The sequence below is a fragment of the Leptolyngbya sp. FACHB-261 genome (genome assembly GCF_014696065.1).
In the GTDB taxonomy this organism is placed as follows: domain Bacteria; phylum Cyanobacteriota; class Cyanobacteriia; order FACHB-261; family FACHB-261; genus FACHB-261.
Genome location: NZ_JACJPL010000033.1, coordinates 34,862 through 48,099, shown reverse-complemented (window position 1 = coordinate 48,099; position 13,238 = coordinate 34,862). Strand labels below are relative to the sequence as shown.

Annotated in this window: 13 protein-coding genes; 4 read left to right on the top strand and 9 right to left on the bottom strand. The window is 50.9% G+C overall.

Annotation, left to right across the window (positions count from 1 at the left end; genetic code table 11):
- Positions 1 to 89: 89 nt before the first annotated feature.
- The 8 genes from H6F94_RS30670 to H6F94_RS33690 form a co-directional block, all read right to left on the bottom strand.
- Entirely contained in the window at positions 90 to 347 is a 258-nt protein-coding gene (locus H6F94_RS30670) for a hypothetical protein (RefSeq protein WP_190806097.1), read from the bottom strand.
- Complete coding sequence (locus H6F94_RS30665) at positions 344 to 1,342, bottom strand: hypothetical protein (protein WP_190806096.1); 999 nt, start codon at positions 1,340 to 1,342, stop codon at positions 344 to 346. Before H6F94_RS30665 ends, H6F94_RS30670 begins: the two co-directional genes overlap by 4 nt.
- Complete coding sequence (locus tag H6F94_RS30660) at positions 1,329 to 2,036, bottom strand: hypothetical protein (protein ID WP_190806095.1); 708 nt, start codon at positions 2,034 to 2,036, stop codon at positions 1,329 to 1,331. The genes H6F94_RS30665 and H6F94_RS30660 overlap by 14 nt, the downstream gene beginning before the upstream one ends.
- Positions 2,033 to 2,302: a hypothetical protein gene (locus H6F94_RS30655; RefSeq protein WP_190806094.1), complete on the bottom strand. Its 270-nt coding sequence runs from the start codon at positions 2,300 to 2,302 to the stop codon at positions 2,033 to 2,035. The genes H6F94_RS30660 and H6F94_RS30655 overlap by 4 nt, the downstream gene beginning before the upstream one ends.
- On the bottom strand, positions 2,299 to 2,592 hold the full coding sequence (locus H6F94_RS30650) for a hypothetical protein (protein WP_190806093.1): 294 nt from the start codon (positions 2,590 to 2,592) through the stop codon (positions 2,299 to 2,301). Before H6F94_RS30650 ends, H6F94_RS30655 begins: the two co-directional genes overlap by 4 nt.
- A 201-nt stretch (positions 2,593 to 2,793) precedes the next feature.
- Positions 2,794 to 3,348, bottom strand: a complete 555-nt coding sequence (locus H6F94_RS30645; RefSeq protein WP_190806092.1) for a hypothetical protein — start codon at positions 3,346 to 3,348, stop codon at positions 2,794 to 2,796.
- A complete protein-coding gene (locus H6F94_RS30640) occupies positions 3,335 to 3,667 on the bottom strand; it encodes a hypothetical protein (protein ID WP_190806091.1) in 333 nt (110 codons plus the stop codon). The genes H6F94_RS30645 and H6F94_RS30640 overlap by 14 nt, the downstream gene beginning before the upstream one ends.
- Positions 3,668 to 3,869: 202 nt before the next feature.
- A complete protein-coding gene (locus H6F94_RS33690) occupies positions 3,870 to 4,127 on the bottom strand; it encodes a helix-turn-helix domain-containing protein (RefSeq protein ID WP_396426468.1) in 258 nt (85 codons plus the stop codon).
- 219 nt (positions 4,128 to 4,346) lie between these two features.
- On the opposite strand from H6F94_RS33690, the gene H6F94_RS30630 reads away from it, so the two are divergent.
- The 4 genes from H6F94_RS30630 to H6F94_RS30615 all read left to right on the top strand — a co-directional run bounded on the left by H6F94_RS30630 (position 4,347) and on the right by H6F94_RS30615 (position 7,737).
- Positions 4,347 to 4,631: a hypothetical protein gene (locus H6F94_RS30630; RefSeq protein ID WP_190806089.1), complete on the top strand. Its 285-nt coding sequence runs from the start codon at positions 4,347 to 4,349 to the stop codon at positions 4,629 to 4,631.
- A 344-nt stretch (positions 4,632 to 4,975) separates the two neighbouring features.
- Positions 4,976 to 5,779: a single-stranded DNA-binding protein gene (locus H6F94_RS30625; protein ID WP_190806088.1), complete on the top strand. Its 804-nt coding sequence runs from the start codon at positions 4,976 to 4,978 to the stop codon at positions 5,777 to 5,779.
- A gap of 123 nt (positions 5,780 to 5,902) precedes the next feature.
- On the top strand, positions 5,903 to 7,072 hold the full coding sequence (locus tag H6F94_RS30620; RefSeq protein ID WP_190806087.1) for an RIO2 family protein: 1,170 nt from the start codon (positions 5,903 to 5,905) through the stop codon (positions 7,070 to 7,072).
- On the top strand, positions 7,072 to 7,737 hold the full coding sequence (locus H6F94_RS30615; protein WP_190806086.1) for a hypothetical protein: 666 nt from the start codon (positions 7,072 to 7,074) through the stop codon (positions 7,735 to 7,737). The genes H6F94_RS30620 and H6F94_RS30615 overlap by 1 nt, the downstream gene beginning before the upstream one ends.
- A 153-nt stretch (positions 7,738 to 7,890) precedes the next feature.
- Here the strand turns inward: H6F94_RS30615 and H6F94_RS30610 are convergent, their stop codons facing one another.
- A complete protein-coding gene (locus H6F94_RS30610) occupies positions 7,891 to 13,230 on the bottom strand; it encodes a DEAD/DEAH box helicase family protein (RefSeq protein ID WP_190806085.1) in 5,340 nt (1,779 codons plus the stop codon).
- Between the last annotated feature and the right edge of the window lie 8 nt (positions 13,231 to 13,238).

Below are 13,238 nucleotides of genomic sequence, written 5' to 3'. Positions count from 1 at the left end.
TAACGGCTTCGATCGCTTTGGTGCGTAGGTCATAACTGTAAGGCGCAGGCATGGGTGTATCTCAATGCTTCTCTCTCTAGAATAGCGTCCTAACGTGCGTGCGTAGGGCTATAATTGGTCGGCCCAACCACTGTGCTGTTGAATCGATTAATGTTTTGGTGAGCGCCAACCCCTCCCCAACTGAACCAATTCCAAGGCAGGAGATAATCCCAAAGGGTTCGCGGTTGGATACCTGAACCAGTGACAGAACTGAAATAGAAGAACAGTCCGCAAATGAGCCAGAAGGCTAAGCCACCCCAAGCGATAGGGTAAAGGGTGAAACCACCTCGCTTATAGCCATCACTCATGCCACTCTCCTTTTGATGAGCGGGGTGTAATCAAAGTCTTCTTGGAGTTGTGTCTCAGCGGTGAGAGTAATGTCTAAGGGCTGCTGACGGTAAACATGGAGCTTGCCCTTGAGTTTGGGTGTGCGGTCAGGATTGGCAAACAGTTCCACTTTGAGAGCAGAGGCTTTAAGTGTTTCTGAAAACCCAGGTGGCATGCCTAGCAGTTGCATCGTGTCGCCGTGGGCGACCAGCAATACCGACATGTGTTTCTTACGAATGTCGCTAGTAGCGATTTTGAGAAACTCAGGCCAGCGACTGACATTACCGGGGTAGCGAGTAACCTCTTCGCAGACTAAGGTGTAGGACTCAAAGGTGGGATTGGGGTTGGTAGCAAACTCCAGGGCCCGCTTCTGGAATTGGTCTAGGAAATTCTCAAGCGCTTGGTCTATTTCGAGATAGTCTTCCCCGGCCCCGTAAACCTTGAGCCCGCGGTACTCGCCTGCTTTAGCGCCTGGGTGAGCAATTTCAACCCGGTAGCCGCTCTTGAGCCGCTGCTCGACGACTTTGCGCACGATTGCTGACTTGCGCGACCCTTGAACTCCATAGACCAAGCCAAGCCCTGAGTTCACTAGTTCCTCAAACCAGCGCACAGGACGAGGATGGCTGAGCAGGGAGGCAGGTGAATCACTGCCACGCTCTGAGGTTGCCCGAGAGCTGTTGCTACCCTGATTTAAAGCGGAGAGCTGCCCCAGCATGTCCCAGCCTAAGGCGGCTCCAGTTACACCACTGGCTAGGGCGACAAACAAACTAGCCGGGCGGGTGGGATACCAGGAGTAGGTCTTGAGCTGCTGGATGCCGGGAGTAAATTGGTCTGGCTCAGGCTCAAACAGGGCGGGGCGGGTTTGAACCTCGACTTGAATGTGCGTCGCACTTTCAGCAAGAAGAGCGGCACTGCCCATGAGCAGCAAGCTGCACCAACTGCTCAGCAGCAAGTTAGGCGGACTAGGGCGAGTCACCTTCAGCCTCCTGTTGAGCAATAGAGCGCCAACGCTCGGATTGACTCATGGCTGTGACCTTGGCTTGACGAGCAGTTTCCAGGCGAATCAGCAGGGTACCGGGCGCCGCCTTAACGGATTCAGCAGCAGGGAGTTCGTGAATTCCAAGAGCGGGTAATTGCCCTGCTGTGGCTAACTGGATGGCTAAGTCCTCGAGTAAGCCATGACCATATTCGACCTGCTCAGGATTACTTTGCCCACTTTGGAATTTGGGCTGTTGTCCGAGGCGACCGAAAAACAGAGCATCATCAGCATCTAACTGGGTCCGCTTGCCTTTCGCTTGGTCTCGCCAGGACCAAGCCCGCAGGATGAGGTAACTGCGCAGGGCTTGCAAGCTCGCTTCGTCTAATCGGGTCTGCGTTTGCAGGAACTGGGCTTGAGCTTGGCGGTAGTCCGCTTCTGATTGAGCAAGTTGAGTTTTGAAGGGAGCTTTCGCCTCTGGCGCAACGATGGGTTCCTGGTCCTGGGCCGGGGGAGCTTGTTTCACTTGCCCGAGGGTTTGGACGCTGAGCACCACAAAGGCTAAACCTAGGACTGCGCGCTTAGGGTTCGCTTGAGCCCAAGCAGCCCCTCGCAACAGTCCTTGAGTAATCCAGAACAGGTGCCAGGGAGCACGAGTGGTTGGGGTCTTTAGATCTTCAGCCGGTTCACTCATCGCGAACGGTCCTCCACAGCTTCACGCCGAAACTTCGATTCAGGCAGCGGTTTGAGAAGTTTGAGAGTGTTCTCCTGGCGCTGCAAAAACCACCAGCAGACTAGACCGTTGCCTGCACCTCCCACTAATCCCAAAGCAGTCAGAAAGCCGATTGAGGCAAAGTTGTAGCCGCGCACGGCTCCTACGCCTGCAATCAGAGCTGGGGTGAGCAGGGTAGAGAGCAGGAACACCATTGCTGCCTGGTAGCGCACTTGTAGAGCGCTCATGCCCATGCCCCCAGTGCTCTAAGCCCGCTCCCTTTGGTGACGGCAAGCATGGCGGTACTCATCACTATCTGGGTCAGGACCAGCGGGGCACCCCAGCAACAAGCTTGAAAGCTGAGCAGAGCAATCGCCCATAACAGTCCCAATCGCAGCGCTTTGGAGCGAGCTTCCAGCCAGTTTTGGCAGTATAGAAGTGGGAGGATGCGCTTGAGCGTTTTCTGGCAGAGATGGGAGAGGCAATTGTGCAGAGGAGGACGAGGCGTCAGGCAAGGGAGAGAGAGGTTGAGGGTCATGTTGTGGCTCCTGTTGGAACTCGGGTTGAAGGGAGTGGGATTTCGATCTCGGTTTGTCGTCGAGTAAAAGCAGTGCAGTGCAGAGGGCTAAAGGCACAGTGATTCTGAGGGGCAAGCGATAGAGCCGCCCCAGCATCAGGCAAATTAGGCAGGAGAGGGCAACCACGGTGCCCTGGCTCGCAATCTGCCCTGCTCGCGACTTTAGGCCTGTCCAGACTCGGGTAACGGCTGCATCGATGACCTCTTCAAGGCCTGAGCTGCCTGCATGCCCTGCAAGTGGTAGCCTCCCAGCAGCGTCACCCCCGTCTGTAACTCCCCCCGAATGCTTTCAACCATCTGCTGGAAAGCAGCGGAAGCGCGGGGCAGTTCAACACTTTGGGGACTGCGGATCAGGCCATGGGTTTTGGTCCAAACATCTGCCCAAAATTCATCAGCAAAAGATTGAGCTAGGGCATCGCTCGCTCCCGATGCTGCATGGACAGATGCAGAGGCGCTTTGCTCCAGAGTCAGAAACGAGTTACTGCTGTTGCTGGCAGGAGCAGAATCAGAGGATTGAGCTTCGGGTGGGTTAATTTCTGGCACGACGTCAAGAAGGCTAACGCCTCGTTCGTCTGCATCCACCTTCGCCATACGAATTAAGTCCTCCTGTTCTGGAGTCAGTTCTTCAGAAATGGGCATTCTCAGTCGGGTCAGAAGGGTGTGGATCTCGCTTGCATCAATGTCAAGTTCATGTGCTAACTCGTTAGGGGTGCTCATGAGTTTTGCCTTTAATTGTTTGCTTGTACTCTTCGAGGGTCATGCGATACACACGCTGGACATAAAGGTTCAGCCCGTCCTTTCTGCCAAGGACCTCAGTGATGTACTTGTCCTTATTCAGTAACCGCAGCTCATGCACGGCTTCCCAGTATTCCTGCAAGATGCATTGAGCGGTGGCGCTTAGATGCCCACCTCGCGGTGGTCGGGAGAGACGGAGCTGGCGGACGAGACGGTTCAGGCTTCGTTCAGTAATTCCGAGCTGCTTAGCCAGAGTTCTAGGTGTATGTAGAATTTCGCCTTGAACGTGTGCACTCCTCATGGGCCCAGTTTGTCTCGCATGATTTGTGTCCTTTTTGGGTTCCCTTTAGGTCCTGTCCCGGTTGGATTGAGGTGCGGAACCTGAACTTTCCCGGACGGGGACTTCAACTGAACCCATCGCTTAATAACCATCAAAAAGCCCTTCATGGCTGAAGGGCAAGAAATTTGTGCACAATGTGCAATGAGAATTTACGAATTTGAAGTCAAGACGGACCATCAGGAGGTGGAGATGATGCCTTCAGAATCCTAAGCCTTCTTGCTTCCCAAGCTTGCCTCAGATGCTCTGGCTCGTTCTCATAGAGGCTCCAGAGAGCATTGATCTCCGCTAACTGCCTCTTTACGGATTCCGGTGGGTTGCGCTTATGCTTGCTGTCCAGGGCACTGAACCAATGAGCAACTGCGCTTCTAGAAACACCTAAGAGGTCTGCCAGTTGCTCTTGGGTGATAGCCCACCGTGCCATGAATTCGCTCGGTTCCATTCGAGGGGGCGGCGGGACTGACTTGATATACCGGACCACCAGTTCTAAGTGTTCGGCTCTAACTTCCCTTTGTGCAAGCATTTAGAATTCCTTCTAGTGCACATTGTGCACAAACAATGCTAGCATGGAGATGTAAATGATAGGCCCCTCGGTAAGGGACGGGAAATCACTACCGAAGGGCACTCACAGAGGAGTAAATCTATGATTGCACAAGCAGATCAACCTGCTAGAGAGTCTGTTGATGGCCGCGCACCTCACAAGCTCTGGGCCTGCCGCGTTGCCCACAAGAACAAGCAAATTCCACCGTTCAACATTCTGATCGAGGCTGGCATTGACTGGACTACTGAGGCCATCAAGACCTGGCTACAGAGCCAGTATCCCAACTACATCAGTTATCAGTGGCGTGAGATCGACATCAAAATGTCCGTTACCCAGCCGCTGTTAGAGATGTTTGAACCTGACCCCTGGCCAACGTCCATCGCATAGGGCTTTTGCTAGCTCCTACCTTGATTGGGTAGGAGCACTTCCTGCATGAAGGTAATCGGCCGCTCTATGAGTTTGGCTCTACTGAACTGCACCAAAGTTTGAGTTACAGAGCTAACTCTTCGTTGAGGATCTGCACCTCGGCGAGTAGGTTAAAGATGAACGCATGTGCTCAGAGTGCCATGACTGCTGTTGCTGGTGCCTCAGCTGCTCTTCTCAGTGCCCAGCCAATTTGTTTGCTACATCCAAACCTAATCGAGCAAACCTCCTTCATTAGCTAAGGGCATTGCCTCCATTCAGTTTGCCTCAGAACCCCTCCATCGCTGCTTTCTTCTTCCAAACACCCCATGCAAACCGAACTCACCGTTCAGTTGGTTGGCTTGGTTGAGAGATCTACCCTCGCTCTAGAGCAGATCGCTCAAGCCCTTGCTGCTCAGGTTACTGCTGTCCAAAGGCCACAGGAGTACGAGCTCCCTTTGAAGGAGTACCCTACTTTTGATTGGTCTTCTGTAGGAGCGACTGTCAAGCAATCGGACAATAATGGTCCAATGCTGCTCGAGTGCCGTGGGCTGTTATGGGTACGGCGCTGCAAGCCTCAGTGCAACAAGTCCATTTGGTTCAGTCGAGAAATAGCCGAGGGTGAGGTCAAAAGCTCCCAGACCCTCATCACCTTCAAGGACATTGAACCAGAAGCACTGCCCGATAACATTGCTAATGTCCTGCAAGCTTCTTGTGTCAATGGGCAGGCCTCTATAGCCAGTTCTACCGCTATGGGCACCTATCGACAACAGCTCAAAGAGGCTACCTGTGAGCGCCAGGTGGACGATGCTGTAGCAACTCTACAGTCTTCTCCTGAATGGCCAACACTGCTGGAGACACCTGCGCTCGTTGCTCAATTGCAGGCCCATGAGCGAGAGGTCCGGAAGCACATTTGTCAGCAGCAATCCTCTGGTTTTCTGACTCTAGTGACTGTACGGGCGCAGATTGACGTCGAACTAGTGCGCTTGCGCTGGGATGCAACCACTGGCACTCGATATCTTCAAGCCACTTATGGCAAGAAGTCTCGTAGGCAGCTAACTGACGAAGAGTTGCTCAATTTCCTAGTGTATCTCAAAGGCCAGCCTACCCCTGGGGTAGAGCCTGCCAGCTAGTTGAAACTGCCACCTTTCAGCACAAGGATCTGTAAGTTTCCTGCCAGAACTATTCCACAGTGCTCCTAGCAAGAATGAGCATCGTTTTCTCTAGCATTTCTTGTGAATTATCGAGACAGTAACATGATGCAAACTCTCCAGATTCTGCCAAATCCAATTGCTGAACGATCCAGACAGGAAAACCTGTACAAGCTGTTTGTTCCAAGTAATTTAGATGACTATGGTTTAGATCCTTTTGAGTTCAGAATCTACGCCCGAATTGTGCGTAGAGGTAGGGCTTACGAAAGCATTCCCAGAATGGCGAAAACTTGCAAGATGAGCGAGGACAAAGTGAGAGATGCTCTTCGCGCCTTGTGTGCTTTTGGACTGTTGGAAAAAGATGATAGCCAAGGCGCGGGTTACTCCCTGATCTATCGCCCTACTGACAATAGCTCTTGGTGCCATCCAGAGCAAGTTGAGGAACTGAGACCTTGCCCTAAATCCACCATCCGTCGCAGATCTACGACTGGTAGTGCAGCCACTAGCCGTTTGGGAAACACTAGGGGGGTGGTAGCAGATTCACCAGGAGGGGTGGTGGTGGATCCACCAGGAGGAGTGGTAGTGGATCCACCAAACAAAGGTAATCCCTATAAGGAATTCCCATTCAGGCAATCCCAACAAGTTCTCTCTCCCCTACCCCTCTCACAGGCGAAGCCGCTAGCTCAAACCGAACTGCAGAAAGAGAGATTGGAATCGAACGATCAAGAACCCCCCTCAGCCTCTCGAACCCCTTCCAGACTCCAAACTCCTGTAGCGGCTAGCCAAGACGTTGTTCAAGCCTATTATCAACAAGCTCAGGCAGTCGGAGCGCCAGCCCTTTTAGCCCTGCAGCAGGAGAGAGCACAGGCAGCGGTACAAAGGCGAATTGCTCCTGGTCTACTGGATGGCCCTTGGGTTGATGCTGCTCAGTTCCAGGCTCTCAATCAATGGCTGCGCGGGCACTACCCTGACAAGGGCGAGGGGTATCTAGCCAAGGTGGTTCAGTCTATTGCCCTTGACCCGAACCATCGCGACTGGCTCAGTTTCAAAGCAGGTCAACCTGCTACTCAACCCTCTGAACCTAACTCCGCAGCTCAGGTCTCTAGTGCCTCTCCTAATTACGACTGGACAGCAGACCCTCGCTTTGAGCAGTGGCTGGCTGAATTCAGGCAATTGCAGTATCAACCCTTTGTTCATGACCCTAGCCAGCCCAACGCTATCAATCAGGAGCGCGCTCGCTTTGCCCGTTTTGTGAACAAGCGAGGCTTGCTCTGATGCTGGGACAATACCGCCGCAAGCAGACCCACCCGTTTGAGCAGATTCAGCAGCCTCAGCCTCATTCGAGAAGCTCTACGTCTCTGAGCTGGTGCTGCCTATGCTGCTACGACACTGGACGAATTTCACCTCTGAACGTGCGTAAGTATCTGGGACCGGACTTTGCTAACTATGAGACCTTTGAACCGCCCATCCGCTGCCAGCGGTCTGCCTGCGGTGGATTGTGGATAGAGTTTGAGCAGGTCAACCCGCAGACCAGGATTCGAGAGACAAGCTCTATGCCTCGCTTTGCTGGAGGAACAATGGACGAGTTTGTGAGTCCAGAGGATTGTGAAGCGATTCACCAAGCTGAGTTGCAGAACCTGCGTCAGGCTCAGGTGCATGAGCAGCAGTGGGTGCAAACAGCAATGGAAGCAGCGATGAAGCACAAAGAGAAACTACCAAAGAGTTCAGTCTTTGCCTCACCTGGCTCAATGCTTACTGCAGGTCCTACAGGAGTTGAGACTGTACTACAAGCGCAAAACTGCACACAGGAACGCAGGCAAGCGGCCCAAGAAAGGCGAGCTGTCATGAGGCAGATAAGAAGAGAACGACGTCTTGAGGAGCGGGCAATTTATGGAGAAGATAGCCCAGCCCCTGATGAACTTAATGCTTACGCTGGATAGAGCTAAGAACGCCTAGTCCACAAGATTCCTAGTTTTGAAAGGAAGAATGTACTTCTTTTTAGCAGAACATTCAACAGCAAATTTTAAATGTTTTACCTAGGTGCTCAATGCCTATCGGTATCAAAGGCTTTTCACTTCTGGGATTAGCTTCGATTAAAAGGAGTTCAACACACTTAACTTTGCCCTCCAATCTTCGTTGTAGCGGAAGGTAAGAACGTAGTATCCAGCAGAATATTTGAGGTTCTCCCTGGCAATGCGATCCTGCTCCTGTTGTTCAGGATGGTCATGAACTGAACCGTCACAGAAAATTGCTACTTTGGCATCTCGGTACAGGAAGTCAGGCTTTACATTAGCCTCTGGGATCAGTTCTTGGGCTGAGTCTGGCAACTTTATGCCTTGGTTGTACAGTTCATCGAGAAATTCTCGTTCAAAGGCTGAGTTTGGATCTGTCTGTGCTCGTAATTGCTGGTATTGTTCCTCACGGGACATTCCTTGAACATGGCGGCTTATTGTGCTTTTTGTAAGTTGATCAAGGTATCCACGGATTGCATGGCGATCGAGTAGTGGATGGTCAAATTGATTGCGATAGGAGAGGAGACATTCATAACAAGCCTTGGTGCAGCTCTCTTTTTCATGAACAAAGTGGCAGATATCTAAAGCTTCTTTCGCTAATGCTTGGAATGCTGCTGGATTTTCTAGTATTTGTGAGAGAACACCAGCACCGCCCTCGGAAGCTTCCCAGAATAGAAGATATTGCCCCTGTCCCAGCCGTTCAGATGCGAGTTCGTTCTCTTCGAGTTTATATACAGCCTGAATAGCTCTTTCCATCGCATATTGGAAACTAGCCAGGAACTTATCTGAATGCTGTATCGGAATGTTGAAGGGTTTGATGAGAAGTACGTTGCAAACATCCTCAACCATTAGATGCACTTCTGTTTGCAACGTATCGGGGTTCTCCTCACTCTTGGTATCTCCCCAAGTTCCCGTTGCACGATCGACTTTGAATCCTCTCTCCTGACTACTCCTTAAGCCTCGGTTAACCCGCCAAATATTTGCTGTATCGCCATAGGTGATCTCCAGTAGCTTCGTGCCATCTTCGGCAGTAACAACGGCTAACTCTCGTTTTTGCTGTTCAAAGCGGAAGTGGGTTGTGACGTTATAGCCGTACTTAAGCCGTTCTTCCTCATCACAAGTGATTCGTTCACGTCGTCGAGTGAGCATCGTCTCCATACTCAATACTCGATTGAGTTTTGCAGGATTGCCATAGCTATCCGGTGCAATCTTGATATTACAGTTTTCACATAGGTCTCTCTGCCAATCATCCCCTGTATGGAAATATCCACACTGCGGGCAGAGTGCGACCCGCTGATACCCGCTTTCAATACCCTTTACAGGAATACGGGTCTTCGAGATTTGAAATTTACTTCCTTCATAGTAGAGAATGTTTCGAGGTGCAAATTCGCGAATCGCCACTACTCGTGGTCGGGAAACAAATTCTCCATCTTCCCCTGCCTGGATGTATGCCCGTACTGGTAATCGAGGAAAGTTATAGCCAGGTAGAAAACCTTCGGAGGCAAAGTAGCGATAAGGGTAAAATTCCAACTGCGACTGATTCTTGCCTTGATTCGTCTGCCCCACCAATAAGTCAATTTGTCGTTTTGCTTCCCGTTCTTGGGCTTCAGCATTATTTCGCTCTTCCTGAGACGTCAAACCTCGTGTGGCTTTATCAATCGTTTGCCGGGATGCTTCAAGCTGTGTGACTGCATCGCGGTAAAGTTTGCGCCACCGATCGCAGGCTCGATCAAAGCTTGTCAGTGCATCCTCGATGACTTGCCGGAGAAAGTCTTCTGTATACCAAGTCGCCCGTCGTAAATCAGCCGTACAGAATGCATCCTCTAAAATGACCTTTGTTGCTTGAAAGCAGCGATCCAAAGTATCAGAGGATAAAGTGAGCTGGTTGCGGATCATCTCTTTGAGTGGGTAGCCATTACCCTCCAGATCGAGGATCTGATTCATTGAACTCTCAAGGTAAAGACCTGTATGAGCCAACCATAGAGAGTGAATATGCGATTTGATCAGATCCTGGTTTCCTAGCTCTAACTTAGGCGGTACAACCACACCAGCAACCATTTGCTCCGGTCGCCTGAAGAAGTATTGATCATGTCCACTCCCAACTGAGGCGTAGGTAATGACTAATGCCTCCTGTCCACTTCGTCCAGCTCGCCCACTCCGTTGGGCGTAATTAGCCGGACTGGGCGGTACATTTCGCATGTGAACGACATTCAGATCTGAGATGTCAATTCCAAGCTCCATCGTGGGAGAGCAGAAAAGGGTTGAAAGTTCTCCATTTCTGAACTGGGTTTCTCTTTTTTGTCGATCTTCATTTTTCACTTGCCCCGTATGCTCACGCCCTTCCATATTGTGAACATTTGGGCCACTTCTGCCATAGAACTCCTGGAAAAACTGGTTGACCTCTAACTGCACATCTTCAGTCCCCTGCAATCGTTTTGAGGTCATCGGGTCTGGCTTGATATGGCTGGCTTGCTGTGCCCTCCAAATCATCGCATCAATCCGAATTTGGACATCTTGCCCCTCCTGGAGAAGATAGCCAGTGTCTGCCAGTGCTGCTATGAGAGTTTTGATCAAGCCGTCATAATCTGCCTCAGAGATATTTTGGTTACGCCACGTCCAAGTTTGGGCAGAGCGCAAAAATTTACCAATTTTGCTGCGTGCTGTGAGCTTAATGACATCTCTACCTGCCTTTGCTGTTGAGATTGAGGCCCATCGCGCTTCGTTGAGACGTTCATACTCATCAAAACACCACGGATCTTTAATTGCTTGACGCACTTCTTTTTTAAGCTGATCAACTCGTTGTGGTTGCAGCAGTTCTGCATCCAGCACTAAATCCTTACGAAGCTGGTCAAGCACAGCTCGAACTACTTCGTAGCGTTGTTCCGAGCTGGCTTGAAGCAAAATTGGGTGCCCGTGCTTCTGCCAAAATTCTGTTGCTCTACAGACTTCTTCAAGTCCCTCATATTCAATTCCCAAGAGTCCACACTGCTCTAAGTTCGGCTGAACAATCCGCCAGCCTTTTCGCAAATCTTCATAGAGCCGATATTCAATGAGATTGCGAAATGCCTCTTCGTTCCGACGCTTACCAGGACCATAGTCTGCAACCTGTTTGGCATAATCTGCCTGAGATAGGCCCATCTGCTCAACCACCGCTTGGGCTAACTCTGTATGGGTTAGTTTTTGCTTAGCTTGCATCGCACCGTTCAAGGAAGCTCGCAATAAACTCGTTTGCACGAAGTCGTTAAAATGGCCTGCCTGGAGTGAGGCATCCTGACGGTTATCGGTGAAACTCAGAATTTTTTGAGCCTGTGGTGATATTGCTCCGCTCGTCTTCAATCGATTCACAGTTGAAAGACAAAGCAATGTTGTTGCGGTACTTCTGCCTTCGCTACTTAGGCGCGAAAGTTTCGTAAATTCGTTTTTCTTCTTGTCGTGAACGACCCCGCAGTTCAAGCAGGTCAGGAATGGCTTAGGGGTAAACCAGTAAGACGTACCCTCGAAAAGAGATGAAACGACTCGACCACTCGGCAGCACCCGCAACCGCTGAGGAATAAAGTCAGCGTATTCCTTCTTGGGAACTCTTCCCTGACGCTTTGTTTCATTGAACCAGGTATCTGGAAGGCGGTCTTCTTCACTCTCATCCCATAATCCTGGTTCATCTAGAGTGATGTATCCCTCTCGAATATTGGAGTCTTCCAAGCTAGCACTCAGGGCCGTGGGTAGGAGTGGCTTTACTTCGTTCTGGTCGCGATCGTAATGAACAAGGTAATAGTCTTGACCACACTCCCGGCAAAATACGAGGGGATAGAGCAGTCGATCCTCAGTTGTTGAGTATTGCCCTTCGAGGGTCAGTAAGCGATCGCCCCGTTTCTCAGTCGTGGCATACACGCTTCCCCCTTGGGAAATGAATTGGTGTAACCGGAAAGCAAGCCCCTTCGTCTTACTCCCCCAGAAAAACATCCCCCGTAGCAGTTCAAGACAGGCTCCTTCATCGGTCTGAGTTTCTGCAGCGAGTTTGGCTGCGCCAGTGGCTAGCGAAATGGGTGTTCGTCGAACTAGGTGCCCTTCTTCTTCCTGAAGTCCAAAGGCCATCTCCATCCAGGCAGCTAGAGGGTGCGATCGGAATGCTGCTAAAGTTTGTTCTTCTTCTGGGGGTAGTCCTACGGCGATCGCCTCCCGTAGTTCATCCACTGTCGGATCGGGACGCTGAATCGTCCGTTCTAACGTTTCATAAACAACATTCTCTGCTTTAACCTCAATGCCAAAGAGTTTACTGGCAACAGCTGCAACGGTTTGATTTCGATTCGATCGCGCTCCTTCCGTGGACATCGTGGCGCTGGTGCCAATGCACAACAGTTTCTGTCCACAGCGCTGTCGCAGTTTACGAATCAGAATTGCCACATCTGCACCCTGACGACCCCGGTAGGTGTGCAGTTCATCAAGAATCAGGAATTTCAGGTCAGGGGATGCAACTAGTTTCTCCTCCTGATTACGGCTGAGCATTAGCTCCAGCATTATGTAGTTGGTCAGAATAATCTGGGGTGGGTTGTTCTGAATCTCTGTTTTCTTTGCTAGGTTTTCTTGCCCGGTGTACTTCTCAACGCGGATATGCGTACCTGGAACCTGGCTTAAGAATTTATCGAATTCTTCTTTTTGGGAGTTAATTAAGGCATTCATGGGGTAGACCAAAATCGCCCGGACTCCCTTAACACCTGGATTTCTCAGCAGGTCATCAAAAATGGGTATAACATACGTCATGCTCTTCCCAGAGCCGGTTCCAGTGGTTAGAACATAAGGTTCTTGGCGCTGCGCGATCCGAAACGCTTGCTCTTGATGTAACCGAAAGCTGTATTTAGAAACATAGTCTGGGAAATAGCGATCGCAGGATGGATGCAATATTCCCTCGCTCATAAGGGTAGGGATATTAGCTCCTTGTCGATAGGACGGATTAAGCTGCACCAACGGGTCTGGCCACAGCTCTCCCCGTTCTAGCTCTCGATCGACAAAATCTTTCACTCGCTGGTCGCGGATTTTCAGAAAACTCTCGATGTATTTCCGGTAATCCCCGATCACCTCATCGCGAAGATTGAAAATATCCAGAGTGGGGCAATCGCTTGTTTCGGCTGGCTGATTTGCAGATAAGTCTTGGACGAGTATTCTGCCTCGACGTTGGTTAATCCATTGCTCTAACTGAGCAGCTAGGTTGTCGGATAGGGTATCGACATTAATGATGGGCCAGAGGTCTGCAATATCCCAATTGTCTGGGGCATAAGAAAAGAGAAGGTCTAACTGTTCGGGTTCCAGCGATTCTACTCCAGTGCAATCTATCTCGGCACTGCCCTGCCCAATCAGCATCAAGAACGGCTTCATAGCTTCATTGCTTTGCTGGAGCAGCTCGTGTAACCGAACGGGGACCTTCATAGAACCTT